Raw genomic sequence first — 15,849 nt, 5'->3', positions numbered from 1 at the left:
GAGCAGCGGGCAGCGGATTTAAATAAACATGAAACAAGTTCTTTTTTTAGCATTGCTGGCGGTGATGCTCTGGCTGCCGTTACCCGAAGGCAGCAAGCCCGAGTGGGCGATGGGGATTTTGATGATGCTGGTCTTCGGGCTGGCGTTGTTCTGGTTACTGGGTTATGCCCTGAATCGGCTGCCGGTGACCCTTGTTTTTCAGAAAGCCCGCTGGTTTCATGTTGGGTTTATTCTGATCACCAGCTGGCTGTTTATACAACAAACGCCGCTACCGGCTGACTGGGTAAAAACGATTTCCCCCCATGCGTGGGATGTTCATTCTCAAGCCGGTTTGGCATTGGAATTGCCTCTTCCCGAATGGCTTCCACTCTCTATTGATCCATTTGCCACGCTGGTTACGGCCTTGCTGACAATGGCTTATTACCTGCTGTTTTGCCTGTGTCTTCTACTGATTGACCGGCCTGAGAAACTGAAAATCTTTGCCTGGGTGCTGGTCATTTCAGGTATTTTACAAGCAGTGTTTGGTTCATTAACTACGCTTTCAGGTCTGGAGGTTTTGCTGTTCCGGGATAAGCCCTCTTACTTCGGTGTCGCCACCGGTACCTTTGTGAACCGTAACAGTTTTGCCGGTTTTCTGGAGATGACTTTAGCCGCTGGTATGGGGTTGCTGATTGCCCAGCTTAATGAGCGACCTTCCCAAAGTTGGCAGGAATGGCTGCACCGCACCCTGAAAACCCTGATGAGCAATAAGGTAATTCTCCGCACCGGGCTGGCCATTATGGTGATTGGTCTGGTGCTCTCGCGCTCACGTATGGGGAATACTGCGTTTTTCACAAGCCTGATGGTGACCGGCTTTTTGTACGTCATCTGTCGAAAACAGCTGAGCCGGAGTATGGTGGTGCTGTTTGTCAGTTTACTGGTGATCGACATTGCTATTGTCAGTCAATGGTTTGGCCTGGAGAAGGTGGTGGAGCGTCTTGAGCAGACTTCACTGGAACGGGAGACCCGTCCTAATGTCTCCGAAGTGACATTAAATGCCATTGGTGATTTTGGCCTGACCGGCTCCGGTGGCGGCTCCTTCTATACGACACTGCCTTATTATCACGATGGTAGCTGGAAGGGGTATTATGACTTGGCCCATAATGATTTTCTACAGTTTCCCCTGGAGTTTGGTTTGCTCGCTTATGCCATTCTGGCGCTGATGGTACTCGCTGCGGTCTGGCATGCCATTGTGGCCATGCGCCAGCGTCGTAATCGGCTGATGATTGGTATGGGCTTTACTGCCTTTATGGGCATTCTGGCCATTATGATTCACTCATCGGTGGATTTTAATCTGCAAATCCCTTCTAACTCAGCGTATTTTGTCTGCATGATGGCGCTGGCATTGCTGGCGCGATATTTGCCGACGGTTGGCAAAACACGCAGGTAAAAGATCTCTGGTGAGAGGCTTTTGAATAGGGATAAATCATGAAAGCCCCCGAAGTCACTGAGTTCAATGGCTATAAGGATGTCCACCTTAATAGACTATAATTTTCTGTCACATATGTATTGGAGCAACATATAAACATGAAATTTACTATTGAAGGTAATGATTGCATGCCTCCACTTTCAGGAGGTTATTTAATCATTTTTCTTGACAACCAGGAAATACATGTTGTCAGTGTTCCATCTCCAAATATATTTGCAGATAGACATAAGGACAGCATTTCAGAAAATCATGATGAATTTGAAGACTCGAATGGAAATGAATTTTCAATATCGGTATGGTCTTCAAATGTGGGTGTGGATTGGCAGCTAGACATAACGTCAACTAATAATAGAGAAAACTTAAAAGAACGTATTGGTGTGGAGTATCGCCCAAATGACTTCTGACCGATGCAAAAGTAGTTTCTATGAAGAATTCTGTTCTGGTATAGAAATAATAGAAAACCAAAGTAATGATAAGTTTCACAATAAATTATATTTTTCTAATGTAATAAGCTTGATGGAAAAATATCTATATGACCTTTTCATAAATGAAATCTCTTCAAATAGGGAGGCGATTGTAAGATTAGGAATGCAGAATAAATTTAGAACTGAATCACTAAAAATTCCTTACTTGCTTCATCATACAGTTGAAGAATATTTAATTAATGCAATGAAAAACATGGTCTGGCATAGACTTAACGATATTGATGTTTTGTTCAAAAATGTAATTGGTATAAAAATTAATATCAGTACAACATTGCTTGAAATTCTCAACATAAGGCACCACATCATTCACAGAAACGGTTACGATCTTGAAGGAAATAAAGTAGTAATTGAAGATCAAGATTTACAATACTGTATAGCCCTAGTCAACTCTTTTGTATTCGAAATAGATAAAAAGTATCAGGCTCAAAGGTAAATGAACAAATTGTAGTTTTGTGCATTAGCAACATAACGAATCTGTCATTTATGACGCACGTCAACAATGGAAAGTAGATCGTAAACTTGCTGATATTCTGCTCTTAACCATCTCTGCGGTCATTGCAGGTTGTGAAGATCGTTAAGAAGTTGAAGACTTCGGCAATGAAAGGCAGCCATGAGCACACAATACCTGTCTGAAATCCTTGCTGGGTGTGAGGTTTCGTGATTTTCCCCAGGCTCTTAAGCCTTTCAGCCACTTTTCAGTGGCTGAAAGCAATGCCTCCGGCTGGCTGGCAGCTATCCAGAAGATACTGCTGTGAGGTATCAATCACTGCCAGGTCATCCAGCGTATTCCGCCCAAGCAGAATACTCTGGGGAAATTTGGAACGTGAGGTAAGGCTGAACTCGGTGGTGGTTTTTATATTGCCCAGTTCAATAGTGGCTTCTATGACGGGCCGTCGTTGTGGTTTCCCGGAATGGGTTAGTACACGAATAAACCGTTTAACGGGTTTGAGCAGGGTCACTTCCCGACCGTAGCCGCCCCGCTCTGTCAGGATCTTGAACCTTACCCAGTCTGATCCATTGACTGAGGTTTCGAAATTAATATCCCTGGCATCCATAGAGGATGTGGTGGAACCGGAGTCAATCAGTGCGGGAAGTTGGGTATCAAACTGATGGTCAATGCGAGTCACGGTTTCCAGATGGCCCACCAGGTAACGGTTGCCAATATTGCACTGTTGAGAAGTGCTGGCCGAAAGGGGCTGAGACAGTGGCGGGAATAACAGCATCAGAGTCAGTAAAAGAAAACCAGCTGCATAGCGCAGCCTTAGAGAATACAACATATCTTCCTCCATGAAGGTACTACTTCTTTTAACCTTTCCCTAAGTGTATTCATGGAGGATGGTGTTGCCGGAGGGTGCTGACCAGAGGCATTAAATGGCGATGTACCTAATTATCCCGATGATTGCTCAGGGTCAGGGCGTCAGGAGTTCATCATTCCTGCAAAAATTATAAAGGAGTTTTCTATGAGCTGTATTTTTTGTGACATTGTTGAAAGCAAAGTTCCATGCCACAAGATTTGGGAAGATGAAAATCATTTAGCATTTCTTTCCATTTTTCCAAATACTAAAGGATTTTCTGTAGTAATTCCAAAACAACATCATTCAAGTTATGCTTTCGATCAATCTGATGAGGTTTTGAGCAATCTTGTTTTAGCAACAAAGAAAGTCGCAAAACTTCTGGATAAAGCACTTGATGGTGTGGCAAGAACAGGTATGTTCTTTGAGGGTTATGGTATTGATCATTTGCACAGCAAGCTGTTTCCAATGCACGGAACAGGATATAATTCAACTTTCAAACCAATTTCTTCAAATAATAAGAAATACTTCGAGCAATACGAAGGCTATATTTCATCACATGACCATGAAAGAGCTGATGATGAAAAATTAACCATTCTTGCTGCAAAAATCAGAGAGCACGCATAACAGGGTGCACAAGCAGACGACGCTAGACGTGCCGCCGCTTTGCTCATCGTTAGGTGCTATTCATGACAATTGAACAAATGAATATTTGGATGAATTTCAAAGTTAGGCCTAATATCATGTCTTTCCATGTCCGCCATTTGCTGAATAGCTTCTGGAGTTAGTACTTTGGAAATACCACCTTGAATGATTCCGATAAAGTGAATAAGAGATTCATTAGATAGATAGTGGTATAAACGCCATATCCTGATGCCTTGAATTCTATTTTCTATCATGAAATTGAAGTATTCTGACAGGCAATCATCGCATCGATTTAAATTTTCTATCATTAGGTTTAAGACTCTGCGAGCACCAAAACACCATGCTACCCTGTGCTCATCATACATAAGCCGATCTAATATCTCTTCGTAATCAGAGTGAACAGATGAGCTACTAAGGCAAATGACAAACAATACATGCTGAAAGTATTTACTTTTCACGCTGGCAACCTGCTATAGATCAGTAAGTTAGCGGTATTATAGTTTTCGTACTCCCCTGTAGCACGCACCTAAACGGATAAGAGCTGGCCTTTCTCCAGCTCTCCCCAGTCGAGTCAACCAAGCATTCGGGCATGTAGATCTATACCGCAGTAATATGGGTGAGAATTAATGTAGAATCCCATTGGGTCTTCTCCATGTGGAATTGGTTGCCTTTAGCTTATTGTTTCGGCAATAAGCTGGGGAGAAGGCTCAATAAGTACCGAATGGTTCCAGTTCGTTCCGGGCCTGCGCCCCCTCCAACCGACGTCCGCAGCGCGGTTGAACCAGGCGTTATGCTCCTATCAATTCTTCTAGTTCACAATTTGTAAAATTCCCTTATGCGTGCTAGAGTTCACAATACGTGAACATAGAGACTATTATGCACGTTATCTCAAGAAAGCCGTTTAACGAGGCTGCAAAAAAGTATCCAAACGATGCTACTGCAATTGACGCAACCTATAAGTCATTGAGAAATAGTGATTTTCATAGCCCGAATGAGTTGAGTTCACTATTCCCCAGCTTGGATAATTTCAAGTACAAAGATAAATGGTGGGTAATAGATATTGGTGGCAACAACCTTCGACTCGTAGCTTTCATTGAGTTCAGAGACAGCAGAATGTATGTCAAACACATCGTCTCACACTCTGAATACGACAAACTACGCAAGAAGTACGCAAAGGAGGCTGGTACATGAGATACACAAATCTTAAGCAAAAGGCTGTAGACTTTTTTTCTGAAGCAAGCTTTGTAAGTCGTATTCATAGCGAGGAAGAGTATGAACGAGCTCTGGAATTGATGGAAGAACTAATCGAAGACTACGATAAATATATTCCTCTAATCGAAGTTCTCTCTCTATCCATTGAAAAATGGGAAGATGAGTCTGAGGATTTTTCAGATTTCAATGCAAGAATTGAAGCTCTAGATGATGGTGTAGCTGTTCTAAGAACACTAATGGATCAATATCATCTCAAAGCTGATGATTTAAAAAGTGAGCTGGGAAGTAAGAGTTTGGTTTCAATGATCTTGAATGGTTCAAGAAATCTAACCCGGGATCATATTCAGGCTCTTTCACAACGGTTCAAAATATCGCCGTCCGTGTTCTTCAGCGGAGCATAAATCAGCTAGCCGGAGGATTCTAACCTCCAGCCCCCACCCCGCGTAGCGTGCGGGTCCGCACTACTAGAGTCAGCGATGATGGTGAAACCTGATCCATAAGTCTTTGAGAGAAACAAACCCAAGATTTGCAAGAAAGCTGTCGTGCAATGCCTGCTGCACTGAGAACGTTTTGCTCAACCGGTAATTTCATGTGCCCTTGCGGTGAATAGCATTTAAACATGATCGATATTCATAACCATATTATCCCCGCCATTGATGATGGTCCGGACACCCCGGAGCAATCTCTGGAACTGCTGCGCATTGCCGAAGCCAATGATATCCAGCGGTTAGTCTGTACGCCCCATATGCATCCTGGTCGTTACGATAACGATATCACCACCATTGCTCCCGCCTTTGATGCACTGTTAGGCTTAGCCCTTGAAGCAGGCGTGGGTATTCAACTGGCCATGGGCGCTGAGGTGCGCTTCAGTGATGAGTTGATGTTTCAGCTGCGCAATGAGCGTATTCCGATGATCGGCAAGTGGGAGGGCAACGACTGTCTGTTGCTGGAGATGCCTCACCAGAATATTCCCATGGGCATTGAAGAGATGCTTGAGTGGCTGACTCGGCAGCATGTGAGGGTAGTGATTGCTCACCCGGAACGTAATAAAGAATTGATGGCCTACCCTGAGCGAATCTTCCCGCTGGTGGAGAGGGGCGCTTTGTTGCAGGTGACTGCGGGTTGCATTCCCGGTTTTTTTGGTGAAAAAGCGCAGACCACAGCCCGCTGGCTACTGGATCATGAACTGGTGCAATTTGTGGCTTCTGATGCTCATCACAGCAAACATCGACCACCCGCGATGAAGGCTGCTGCAGAGGTGCTGGATGACTGGTACGGTAAGGAGTTTCGGGATCAGTTGACGATGATCAATCCGGACTTGTTGACCTTTTCGCTCTTTGGTAACCAATCACTCTTAAAGGCTGGACGTGATGTTTAAGCGATGGTTGATGGTTTTTCCAGCGATAGTTCTGCTGGTAACCGCCTTGAATACTGCATGGAATCTGGTCCAGTCGCAGATATGGCGCTCCCAGACAGAGAACTTTCTCGATCATTGGGCTGCTAAAACGAAAGAAGATGACGGCTTCTCGCTGGATAAAGAAGAGTGGCAACTCACGCTGAATGGTGCAGATAAGGCGTTAGACAATATGCCAGGCTCTCCGGACTTGCTGGTGATGCGTGCCAAAGTACTTGATCGGGGAGTACAAGCGGGCTGGTCAAAGCATGATTACGGAGAGCTGTCAGAACTTGACGCCTGGCAACAATCCATTCTATCAAGACCCGCCTGGCCCTATAGCTGGAGCAACTATGCCCAGGCTCGTTCACAGCGATCATTAATTGACTCGTCGTTTGAGCAGGCATTGGTTCGCGCTGACCAACTCGGTCCGTGGGAACAGTACGTGATGGAAAACGCCAGCATTCTTGGCAGATATTATCACGGATGGTTGACTGAGCCGACTCAGCAGATGCTCAATAGCAGTCATCAGCGGCTGGTAACGCTTTATCCTCATCGGGCTAAACAGATAGAACAGAAATACCCACTGCCTTAAAGTATTAGCCATTTTCCCCAAAGGGCATAAAAAGCTCTTAAACCACAAAAGTACAATTGATTATGCTGAAAAAATGTCTTTTCCCTGCTGCCGGGTACGGTACGCGTTTTCTGCCTGCTACTAAAAGTATGCCCAAAGAGATGATGCCGGTGGTGTCCAAACCACTGATTGAATACGGTGTAGAAGAATCCCTGCAGGCTGGCTTATCGGACATCTGTATGGTGACTGGTCGCGGTAAGCGAGCACTGGAGGATCACTTCGATACCAATTACGAGCTGGAGCACCAGATCGCAGGTACGGACAAAGAAACATTGTTGACCAATATTCGACAGTTGATCGACAGCTGTACTTTTTCGTATACACGACAGCGAGAGATGAAAGGTCTGGGCCATGCCATTCTCTGTGGTGAAACATTAATTGGCAAGCAGCCCTTTGGTGTGGTCCTGGCCGATGACCTGTGTATCAATGCCGATGGGCCTGGTGTACTGGCACAGATGGCACAGCTCTACAAACAGTTCCGTTGCTCAATTGTGGCAGTCATGGAAGTGCCGGAAGATGAAGTCCATAAATACGGTGTCATTGCCGGACAGGCTATTTCTGATGACCTGATTCGCGTAGAAAATATGGTGGAAAAACCTGCCAGAGAAGAGGCTCCCAGTAATCTGGCCATTATCGGGCGCTATATTCTCACTCCGGACATTTTCGACCTGATCAGAGATACCCAGCCGGGCAAGGGAGGTGAGATCCAGATTACCGATGCGCTGATGACCCAGGCTCAGCTTGGCTGTGTGCTGGCTTATAAATTCAAGGGCAGACGGTTCGATTGCGGCAGTATTGAAGGTTTCATCGAAGCCACTAACTATTGCTACGATAAGCTTTACGCTCATTAATAATAAGTGGTTGACTTTGAACCCACTTTTTGAATAATTAGCCTCAGGTTTCACCGGGGGCGATCTGGATTCGACGACGGTTACGAAACCTTAGGTGCATGTCGAGAATGTAGTGATTCTCGTAAATCAAAACACTACAACCTTTTAGTTGCTAACGAAGACAACTTCCAAGGAGCTCTGGCAGCCTAAACCCTGCCTCCTCCCGGTCACTCCGACTTGCCTGTTGGCTGGAAATGACCGCTACTGAAAACAGGATCGCCTTGATGTCTGCCTGGGGCTGACAGGTTAAACTTTTCAGGATCGCGCAGTGTCACCCTGACCGTTGGGTCGTTCTGCGTTAACCTAATAACGGAATCTAAGCATGTAGAGCCGAAGGCGGAGAATCGGCGGACGCGGGTTCAATTCCCGCCGCCTCCACCAACTTGTCAATAGCCCTAATGAGTTCTTAGCAACCATTAGGGCTTTTTATTTTAAATTAACTATCAACCCTCGTTACTGACTCTCGAATCCATCAGGCTTCTTCTTGCCATCATAACTGACCCAGACTTTAATCCTGTTGGCATCGCCATTATCAATCCATAATAATCCATATGGATCCGCGCCTTCACTCACACTGACACTGGGGGCCTCACCAGTCTTTTTCTCCCACCAAAATTTCGCCACTCTCTCAGAGTGTGCTTTGCTTTTCACCAGGAACAGCTGGGTAGCAGCCGACTTTTCGCTACAAACACCGGATTCAAGATAATGGATATTCATGGATTGACCGTTTTCATACGCCTGAATCGTCCCCACATAACGAGGCACGACAAAGTCAACACATACGCCCGATGAGTCCCACACTGCCTTAACGGAGTAGGCGTCCTCATCGGGTCCGACTTTCTGAAAGATTTCTACCTGCCTCACACCGTCGGAGAGAACATTCAGGGAGCATAAAGAGAACACAACCGTTAAAAACGCGAGCTTAAAGGCCTGCCTTGTATTTTGCATCAACATAATGGAATCTCTCGCTACATCACAACGACTTACATTCTAGCTGCCTTTCACCACACCGATTGATATTTGCCTAAAATCTGTTGTCAAAGAAATAAACAGACATTCAGGTGCACCAACATGCCTCAAGCTCAATACCAGTCTAAGAACCTCAACCACCTTGGCTTGGTTGCCGCTATGTGTCGGGAGTTAAACAATAACAGATTGCATTCCTATCTGGACTATATGAGTCCAGTAGACTTCGAGAAGCAAAAATTGAAAAAAGCAGCTTAATCAGGTGTCCGTTTTTACTTGACCACTGCAAAAAATGCTGGCAAAAATAAAGGCACAACACAGATACTTCATTGTAGATAACCAAGCTCAAATAGAAACAAAACATCACTCTGGAATATTCAGGGATTAGTGCTGACCACCAACAGTAAACACTGAACGCACTGATCTATTTTTTCTGCCCTGAGCAGCTCTTATCCATTAAATCAATATTCAGTTGCATCCACATCAGAGTAGCAGCCAGGTTCACGTTGTTATGGCAGGTTCCATCATCGAGAGATAACAGGCCCCGAGTCTTATCGATCACCTGATTCACCTCCTGTTGGCGTTCTTCAGGAAAATTTTCCAGCAATCGTTTCAGACACTGCTGCCCTTGGGTCAGATATGCAAACCTCGGAGGAAACTGGCACAGCTGATAAAGTTTAACCAAATCTGGTTCCAGCCCCCAGTCCTTCCAATTTCGCAATGCCATCATAACAAGGGATTCCAGATCAAGGGTATCAAAGGCAGGCTTGTCTAGCGTTTCAATAAAGTCCTTATCCTCCCCATTGATTACCAATCGTCCCAGTTGTTCACTTCCCTCCAGATACATTATTTGCAAAAAAAACCTCAACATCTTCTCTTTAGCAAGAGGTTCTTTTTCTGAATAATAACCGTTATCAGCCAACATGGGGAATGCCAACAATGTTTCCAGATCGTGAAACACGAATGACTCACAACCAAAGCGACTGACTTGACGTTGAGGAAAAAAGTAAAACCGGGAATCAGTAAAGCCGTGATATTTTATCGCCAGTGTTAAAGCTAAAGCGACAAAATGCGGCAGGGGTGAATAAGTTTGTTCATTATTGTAGTGCTTAAAAACATTCAGACTATCAGCGACAAAAACCCGATAATGCCCTTTGCTATTTTTCCTGATAGAAAAAACACTAATGTGGCCTGTTTTAACCTGAAAAATATAGTTTTTTGGCTCTTCGGTTGCCATTAATGGCAGCTCGGTTATAAATAACGCAACCAGCTGGTAAAGACACTGCGGGAAGCCAATATAAATATGCATGAGTTTTATAATATCTGCGCTGGCAGCATCCAAAACCCTCTCAACTAACTCGTCGTCGAGCAGCCCTTTGGGTAACTCAAGCTCAGGAAGCACCGCTTTGGCAAAAAATTCGATTAAATTTACTGGTAATTTCTTAAGCTTGGGATAGTCAATTAGAACATGTGTCATTTCACCAGTTTCCAGCTTTCCAGGAAAATAAAGCTGAAGTAAACTCAGAATCGCTTTCCAACGGTATTGATTGTTCTCCAGAGAGCCTTTTTCTTCCAGAATACCGGGGTTTGCGGCGTAGAATGCTTTCACTTCTTCAATAAAGTCATCAATATTTTTTTTCTGATCCATTGTTTTCAACGACTTTTCAGTGGCCTTAAGTATTTCTTTCAGTTTTTCAAGAGACCTGGTATGCCCCTCATCGTTTCCGGAAGCCGACGCTGACGCTGCAGCAGAGGAACCTGAACTGCCCAGCCCTTCACTGCGTTGCTTTTTGCTTTGTCGCTTCTGCTGTGGTGGTGGCGATTGATTGCCCGTTTTGGTCTGTTTCTTGTTTTCATTACCAAAACGGTTCAATTCGAATGGATAGGCAGAAAACACCGTTGCTTTATCTGGCTGTAATCCTCCCCATTCAGAGACAGGTGAACTGACTATCGAACCTTTTTTTTTCTTCTGTAACAGCAAAAACGGAACAACCTTAGACTCAGGTAAACGAATGGGGTCAGATAAGAAAGAGGAAAGAATCGCATCGACACCACCACTGGAGAGCAATGACGAAGTGTGAGGAATTACAGCCTGGCCGCCAGCTGACCAAAAGATGCTGGCAAAAATAAAGACATGGCTCATATTCTTCATTGTTGATAACCAAGCTCAAATAAAGACAAAAATATCATACTAGACAAAAAACTCAGATTTGCCTGAATCCGGGATGACTTCTTTTTGTCTCAAGCAGATCACAATTTCAATATATACGACATTAACCACCTAAAAACCGGCAATTCCATCTATAAGTACCTGGCCAGTTGGTTTCGCATATTCTGGCGAGTGGATTTTTTCATCCTTCAAGGCGCAACGACGGGCGCGTAGCCTTAGCTACGCAACCAGAGTTGGAACGCAGAAGGATGGAAAAAGCCACCGTCCAGAATATGCGAAACCAACTGGTTAGGTACTTATTACCTTTAGACGTATTTTCAGAACTCACTCAAGTTCAGGCAGATAAACATAAATACCCGCTTCTGCATTTTGTGTTGATCCTGATAATTTCTAACGGTGGTTTATCAAATGGGTTAAATATATAAATTGTCGTTTAAATAGGCCCAACGGAATCAATCTTTGACTACCTGACCAGTTGATTTTGCATACTCCTCAAATTCAGTTTTTGCAGATTGGTAACCGGGAGCACCAGGAGCAAAATAGAGTTCATCAAATAAATTATTTGTTTCAATATATGCAGATTCCCCAGATGTATATTGTTTAGCAAATCTTGTCTCACTAACAGTTTGAGTTACAGTCAATAACACTTCACCCCTATAATAGACACGATAATAAGTACTGCTATAACCTTCACAACATGAACAAATATTATTCCCGTCATGAACATCTTCGCCCTTTGAAATATCGCAAGGTTGAAGATATTCAAGTAATTGGATGGCGTTCTCGAATACCTGAATCTTCGGGTTAGGTTTTTTTGCGCGATAGTGCTCATCGTTTTCAGTCAGGATTTTTTTTAACCTGTTCATATGCTTTATGATGCCTGGCACAGTTTTATGAGCTTTTGAAGCGGTCGAAGAAGTACGCCTACGCTTCGATTGTTCAGTGTCAGAAGAGGCGTCAACATGCTCATCTACTTCCTCAAACCTGCGTTTTTTTGACACTTTCTCCTTTCTCCTTTTCTCCTTTTTCTTTTTCTCCTTTTTCCGTTTCTCTTTTTTTCTTTTCTTAGCTTGTCTCTCTACTTTTGCAATAGCCTTATCGGCGCGTGGCTGAGAGCGTTGTTTTTCTTTCATCGCGTGATGACTTTGGCTTGTCGAACTTTCAACGGAATTCAGCGCCCCTTCATCAGACTCACTACTGTTGGATGATAGAGAGAATTTACAAATGCCATAACAGGCAGCGACATAGCAATTTAAACCAAAAGTATGCTGTTCTTCTTCAGGGTCTTCCTTTCCATCGTCAGAGTCAGACGCCAGTAGATAAGTGAAATAGCCTGCAACACGGGTAGTTGTCCCTGAGCCTGAGGCTTGCTGACCGGATGATTCTGATTGTGGGTTTTGTTGGTCATTTTGTTGTTGGCTTTGTCCGGGTAGCACCAAAGTGGTGATCGCAAACGAGTCATCCTGACTTACCCCCAGCTGACCCATTGACTTAAACAGCATCGAATCGGGCTTCCAATAGCTTTTTAAAAGCCAGCCGACAGTGACAAGCGCTTCTGCAGGTATCCATGAATAATGTTTGCCACTCAGAGCGGCATGATTGGTGGCCAGGATCAGTTCGTAAGCAACCAGCAGATTGGTGACGAAAAGCAATCGCCATGAAATGGACTCACTAAAGTTCATTTTTAGCCCGTAAACACCGTGTCTGCCTGGCTTGTCATCATGTGGCAAAGTTGATCCTGCACAGTCGTTTGTGTCAGCAAGGTCTGTCGGATTGCCCAACAACGGATTGAAGTTGTGCTTTACAGAAAAGCTCTGAGTGATTGGTGTATGCTCGATAACAAAATGTCTTGTCAACGATTCTGCCTGACAGACAATAGACAGCGCTAAAAACAGGAACAGCAGCGTCGCAAAAAGCGATTGTTTCATTATTCGACCTGTGCACTTTGACACTCCCCGCCTTGTCGAGGGTGTCACAAAAGAGTAAGCAAGGCTGATTTATTTTCCCTGCCCCTCGCAGTTCCCATCCAACAAATCAACATTCAATTTCATCCACAGTAGGGTAGCAGCCAGGTTCACGTTGTTACGGAGTAACCGCTCATTTGAGGACGTCTTCAAATGAGCGGTTACTTTGCGACTGCCGAAAAAGTGCTGTGCTCCGCTGGAAAGGCCTTAACAAGTGGCTCACTACTATCAGATGATTGTCGGAGTTCACAAACACCACAACAGGAACCGACGTAACAATTTAAATCCAAAGTATGCTGGTTTTGTTCAGGGTCTTCCTTTCCGCCGCCAGATCCAGACGACAGTCGGCTAGTGATAGAGCCTGAAACACGGGTACTTGTCCCTGAGGCTTGCTGACCGAATGATTCTGATGGCGGCTTTTGTTGGTCACTTTGTTGTTGCTTTTGTCCCGGTAGCATCAAAGTGGTTGTTGCAAACGAGTCATCCTGACTTGCCTCCAGTTGATCCATTGGCTTAAACAGCAGTGTATCGGAGTTCCAGTAGCTTTTTAAAAGCCAGCTAACAGCGACAAACGCTTCTGCTGGTATCCATGAATAAGGTTTGCCGCTGGGAGCGTTGTCACCTTTGGTCAGGATCAGTTCGTGAGCAACCAGCAGATTGATGGAGAAAAGCAATCGTCATGAAATGGACTCGGCAAAGCTCTTTTTTCGCCCGAAAACAACAAGCCTTCGTAGTTGGTCATCAGGCGGAAAAGTTGCCCATGCATAGTCGTTTTTATCGGCATTGTCTGACGGGGTGTACTGCAATGAATTCAAGGCGCACTTAATAGAAAGCTCTGGTATAACTGTGCATGCTCGACAAGAAAACGTGTTGTCAACGATTCTGCCTGACAGATGACAGACAGCAACAGAAGCGGTAAGAGCAATGTCGTAAAAAACAGCTGTTTCATTATTCGGTCTATACAATTTAATTTTGTGGAGATTAATTGATAGACCAGAAAAATGGCAAATCAAAAAAATAACTGTAATTTGCCTTCAGAAACAAACCAAAGGTTGCCGCAAAAAAAGTTTGTAGACACCATTGCCACTAGGAGCCTGACCGAGAATAGGCTTATCTGTTATGATAAGCCTTAAACCAACTCCGATGATGCCAGATGTCACCACTACCAAAATTCAAGGACAGCCCTGTTGAGTTTGACCAGCATCTGCTGTTCCCAACCAACATTTTCGACCTGCTTCCCAAAGACCATGATTGTTTCGTTTATGAAAGCATTTTTCAGAACATCGATACGTCTGAGGTTGAAAAAAAATATCACCACCTTGGTCAGCACGCTTACCCTCCAAAGCTCATTGTCGCTATTCTGATCTACGCCTATAGCCATGGTGTTTTCAGCTCCCGTCAGATTGAGCGACGGTGTCGACAAGATCTGGCGTTCATGTATATCTCACAAATGAACTGCCCAAATTTCAGGGTTCTGGGAGATTTTCGTAAGGAAAATCTGTCGTTTTTTCATGACTGCTTCAAACAGTCCGTCAAACTGGCCATGGAGCTCAAAATGGCATCACTGGGCCATATCAGCCTGGATGGCTCCAAGTTCAAAGCCAACAGCTCAAAGCACAAGGCCATGACCTACGGAAGGCTCAAGGCTAAAGAGGCAGAACTCAGTGCAGAAGTGGATGAGCTGATCAAAAAAGCCAGTCAGTGCGACCAGGAAGAAGACGACGCCTACAAAGCAAGCAACGGCTACAGCATTCCTGAAGACCTCCAGTTTAAAGAGGAGCGTCTGAAAAAAATCAAAGCGGCCAAAGAAGCCCTTGAAGAACGCGAAAAAGCCCTGAACCCTGATGAGCCTATTGACGACAAAAGGCAGATAAGCTTTGCAGACCATGATGCCCGGATCATGAGCAAGAAAAGTTACTGTGAGTACAGCTACAATGCTCAAATCACCGTAGATGCTGATAATCAGATCATCGTCGGCCAGCACATCAGCCAGCAAGCCAATGATGTTCAGGAGGCAGAGCCTGCTTTGGAAGCACTGTCTGAGACAACCGATGGTGCTGTTGTGGATAAGGTGAGCATGGATAATGGTTATTTCTCAGGGCCAAACCTGCATGTGCTGGATAAGCATGAAATAGATGGCTACATAGCCACCGACAGAAAAGAGAAGCCAGCAGATACCCAGCTTAAGGACTCTGAGCGTAAGTTTGTCAAAGCAGATTTTGACTACGATGCAGAAATGGATGTGTTTATCTGTCCGGCTGGGGAGAAGCTGATAACTAACCCAGACAGCAAGGCCAAGAGGCAGAGTTACCGGGCGAACAAGGACGCATGCAGGAAGTGTGTTTACCGTTCACAATGCAGTGGCTCAAAAAAGGATGCTGGCAGGGTCATCCGCACAGACAAGTTTGAGCCCGCGCGGCAACGTATGAACAAGAAAATGGAGACAGCCAGTGCGAAAGCAATCTATGAGCGTCGTAAGGTCATTGCAGAGCCACCGTTTGGTCATATAAAAAACTCAGGGTTCAGGAGTTTTAGCCTTCGTGGTAAAGAGAAGGTAGAAGCAGAGTTCTCACTGGTATGCACGGCACACAATTTCAAAAAATTTGTGAAGGCCGCTTCAACGGGATCAATCCGTCTTGAGAATTTAAAAGGGGTTAAAAAAGCGGCATAAAGGCTGTGAAAAGGCCTAAATTTGCAAAAATGAGCAAAATTACACCAAAAATTGGATGT

General features: G+C 44.7%; 16 protein-coding genes and 1 other RNA gene. 11 read left to right on the top strand and 6 right to left on the bottom strand.

Going from position 1 to position 15,849, the window contains the following annotated elements; genetic code table 11:
- Window positions 1–28 precede the first annotated feature (28 nt).
- From ACOMG9_RS03110 to ACOMG9_RS03100, 3 genes are all read left to right on the top strand, one after another.
- Window positions 29–1,429 (top strand): O-antigen ligase family protein, encoded by a 1,401-nt coding sequence (locus ACOMG9_RS03110; protein ID WP_494529732.1) that lies wholly within the window; start codon window positions 29–31, stop codon window positions 1,427–1,429.
- A gap of 137 nt (window positions 1,430–1,566) precedes the next feature.
- Complete coding sequence (locus ACOMG9_RS03105) at window positions 1,567–1,872, top strand: hypothetical protein (protein WP_422136895.1); 306 nt, start codon at window positions 1,567–1,569, stop codon at window positions 1,870–1,872.
- A complete protein-coding gene (locus ACOMG9_RS03100; protein ID WP_422136894.1) occupies window positions 1,862–2,386 on the top strand; it encodes a hypothetical protein in 525 nt (174 codons plus the stop codon). Before ACOMG9_RS03105 ends, ACOMG9_RS03100 begins: the two co-directional genes overlap by 11 nt.
- 262 nt (window positions 2,387–2,648) lie before the next feature.
- Here ACOMG9_RS03100 and ACOMG9_RS03095 read toward each other — a convergent pair whose 3' ends face one another.
- A complete protein-coding gene (locus ACOMG9_RS03095) occupies window positions 2,649–3,230 on the bottom strand; it encodes an ATP-dependent zinc protease family protein (protein ID WP_448215720.1) in 582 nt (193 codons plus the stop codon).
- Window positions 3,231–3,413: 183 nt separating this feature from the next.
- Between ACOMG9_RS03095 and ACOMG9_RS03090 the strand changes: the two genes are divergently transcribed.
- Window positions 3,414–3,872: an HIT family protein gene (locus tag ACOMG9_RS03090; RefSeq protein WP_448215719.1), complete on the top strand. Its 459-nt coding sequence runs from the start codon at window positions 3,414–3,416 to the stop codon at window positions 3,870–3,872.
- Window positions 3,873–3,928: 56 nt separating this feature from the next.
- Here ACOMG9_RS03090 and ACOMG9_RS03085 read toward each other — a convergent pair whose 3' ends face one another.
- Window positions 3,929–4,348 carry a hypothetical protein gene (locus tag ACOMG9_RS03085; RefSeq protein ID WP_448215718.1) on the bottom strand — a complete coding sequence of 140 codons (420 nt, stop codon included), beginning with the start codon at window positions 4,346–4,348 and terminating at the stop codon, window positions 3,929–3,931.
- A gap of 418 nt (window positions 4,349–4,766) precedes the next feature.
- Between ACOMG9_RS03085 and ACOMG9_RS03080 the strand changes: the two genes are divergently transcribed.
- The 6 genes from ACOMG9_RS03080 (at window position 4,767) to ssrA (ending at window position 8,400) form a co-directional block, all read left to right on the top strand.
- On the top strand, window positions 4,767–5,081 hold the full coding sequence (locus ACOMG9_RS03080) for a type II toxin-antitoxin system HigB family toxin (RefSeq protein ID WP_448215717.1): 315 nt from the start codon (window positions 4,767–4,769) through the stop codon (window positions 5,079–5,081).
- A complete protein-coding gene (locus ACOMG9_RS03075) occupies window positions 5,078–5,503 on the top strand; it encodes a helix-turn-helix domain-containing protein (RefSeq protein WP_448215716.1) in 426 nt (141 codons plus the stop codon). The genes ACOMG9_RS03080 and ACOMG9_RS03075 overlap by 4 nt, the downstream gene beginning before the upstream one ends.
- A gap of 218 nt (window positions 5,504–5,721) precedes the next feature.
- Complete coding sequence (locus tag ACOMG9_RS03070; protein WP_422139873.1) at window positions 5,722–6,480, top strand: tyrosine-protein phosphatase; 759 nt, start codon at window positions 5,722–5,724, stop codon at window positions 6,478–6,480.
- Complete coding sequence (locus tag ACOMG9_RS03065) at window positions 6,473–7,090, top strand: hypothetical protein (protein ID WP_448215715.1); 618 nt, start codon at window positions 6,473–6,475, stop codon at window positions 7,088–7,090. The genes ACOMG9_RS03070 and ACOMG9_RS03065 overlap by 8 nt, the downstream gene beginning before the upstream one ends.
- Before the next feature lie 62 nt (window positions 7,091–7,152).
- Window positions 7,153–7,980 (top strand): UTP--glucose-1-phosphate uridylyltransferase GalU, encoded by an 828-nt coding sequence (gene galU, locus ACOMG9_RS03060; RefSeq protein ID WP_422136884.1) that lies wholly within the window; start codon window positions 7,153–7,155, stop codon window positions 7,978–7,980.
- A 55-nt stretch (window positions 7,981–8,035) separates the two neighbouring features.
- Window positions 8,036–8,400: a transfer-messenger RNA gene (gene ssrA, locus ACOMG9_RS03055) on the top strand.
- 72 nt (window positions 8,401–8,472) lie between these two features.
- Here the strand turns inward: ssrA and ACOMG9_RS03050 are convergent.
- The 4 genes from ACOMG9_RS03050 to ACOMG9_RS03035 all read right to left on the bottom strand — a co-directional run bounded on the left by ACOMG9_RS03050 (window position 8,473) and on the right by ACOMG9_RS03035 (window position 13,793).
- Window positions 8,473–8,973 carry a hypothetical protein gene (locus ACOMG9_RS03050; RefSeq protein WP_448215714.1) on the bottom strand — a complete coding sequence of 167 codons (501 nt, stop codon included), beginning with the start codon at window positions 8,971–8,973 and terminating at the stop codon, window positions 8,473–8,475.
- 436 nt (window positions 8,974–9,409) lie between these two features.
- The gene (locus ACOMG9_RS03045; protein ID WP_448215713.1) at window positions 9,410–11,137 is read right to left on the bottom strand and encodes a hypothetical protein; all 1,728 of its coding nucleotides are present in this window, start codon (window positions 11,135–11,137) and stop codon (window positions 9,410–9,412) included.
- A 470-nt stretch (window positions 11,138–11,607) separates the two neighbouring features.
- Window positions 11,608–13,083 carry a hypothetical protein gene (locus ACOMG9_RS03040; protein ID WP_494529731.1) on the bottom strand — a complete coding sequence of 492 codons (1,476 nt, stop codon included), beginning with the start codon at window positions 13,081–13,083 and terminating at the stop codon, window positions 11,608–11,610.
- Between the two features lie 197 nt (window positions 13,084–13,280).
- Complete coding sequence (locus ACOMG9_RS03035) at window positions 13,281–13,793, bottom strand: hypothetical protein (RefSeq protein WP_448215711.1); 513 nt, start codon at window positions 13,791–13,793, stop codon at window positions 13,281–13,283.
- A gap of 479 nt (window positions 13,794–14,272) precedes the next feature.
- On the opposite strand from ACOMG9_RS03035, the gene ACOMG9_RS03030 reads away from it, so the two are divergent.
- Window positions 14,273–15,790: an IS1182 family transposase gene (locus tag ACOMG9_RS03030; RefSeq protein ID WP_494529730.1), complete on the top strand. Its 1,518-nt coding sequence runs from the start codon at window positions 14,273–14,275 to the stop codon at window positions 15,788–15,790.
- Window positions 15,791–15,849 lie beyond the last annotated feature (59 nt).

Source organism: Endozoicomonas sp. PH6C (assembly GCF_059322965.1).
Note: the sequence above shows the minus strand (reverse complement) of the source record. Positions and strands in the feature narration are given on the sequence as shown.

Coding starts and splice junctions, on each gene's coding strand:
- ACOMG9_RS03110 (WP_494529732.1), top strand. CDS start 29: ATGAAACAAGTTCTTTTTTTAGCATTGCTGGCGGTGATGCTCTGGCTG.
- ACOMG9_RS03105 (WP_422136895.1), top strand. CDS start 1,567: ATGAAATTTACTATTGAAGGTAATGATTGCATGCCTCCACTTTCAGGA.
- ACOMG9_RS03100 (WP_422136894.1), top strand. CDS start 1,862: ATGACTTCTGACCGATGCAAAAGTAGTTTCTATGAAGAATTCTGTTCT.
- ACOMG9_RS03095 (WP_448215720.1), bottom strand. CDS start 3,230: ATGTTGTATTCTCTAAGGCTGCGCTATGCAGCTGGTTTTCTTTTACTG.
- ACOMG9_RS03090 (WP_448215719.1), top strand. CDS start 3,414: ATGAGCTGTATTTTTTGTGACATTGTTGAAAGCAAAGTTCCATGCCAC.
- ACOMG9_RS03080 (WP_448215717.1), top strand. CDS start 4,767: ATGCACGTTATCTCAAGAAAGCCGTTTAACGAGGCTGCAAAAAAGTAT.
- ACOMG9_RS03075 (WP_448215716.1), top strand. CDS start 5,078: ATGAGATACACAAATCTTAAGCAAAAGGCTGTAGACTTTTTTTCTGAA.
- ACOMG9_RS03070 (WP_422139873.1), top strand. CDS start 5,722: ATGATCGATATTCATAACCATATTATCCCCGCCATTGATGATGGTCCG.
- ACOMG9_RS03065 (WP_448215715.1), top strand. CDS start 6,473: ATGTTTAAGCGATGGTTGATGGTTTTTCCAGCGATAGTTCTGCTGGTA.
- galU (WP_422136884.1), top strand. CDS start 7,153: ATGCTGAAAAAATGTCTTTTCCCTGCTGCCGGGTACGGTACGCGTTTT.
- ACOMG9_RS03050 (WP_448215714.1), bottom strand. CDS start 8,973: ATGTTGATGCAAAATACAAGGCAGGCCTTTAAGCTCGCGTTTTTAACG.
- ACOMG9_RS03045 (WP_448215713.1), bottom strand. CDS start 11,137: ATGAAGAATATGAGCCATGTCTTTATTTTTGCCAGCATCTTTTGGTCA.
- ACOMG9_RS03040 (WP_494529731.1), bottom strand. CDS start 13,083: ATGAAACAATCGCTTTTTGCGACGCTGCTGTTCCTGTTTTTAGCGCTG.
- ACOMG9_RS03030 (WP_494529730.1), top strand. CDS start 14,273: ATGTCACCACTACCAAAATTCAAGGACAGCCCTGTTGAGTTTGACCAG.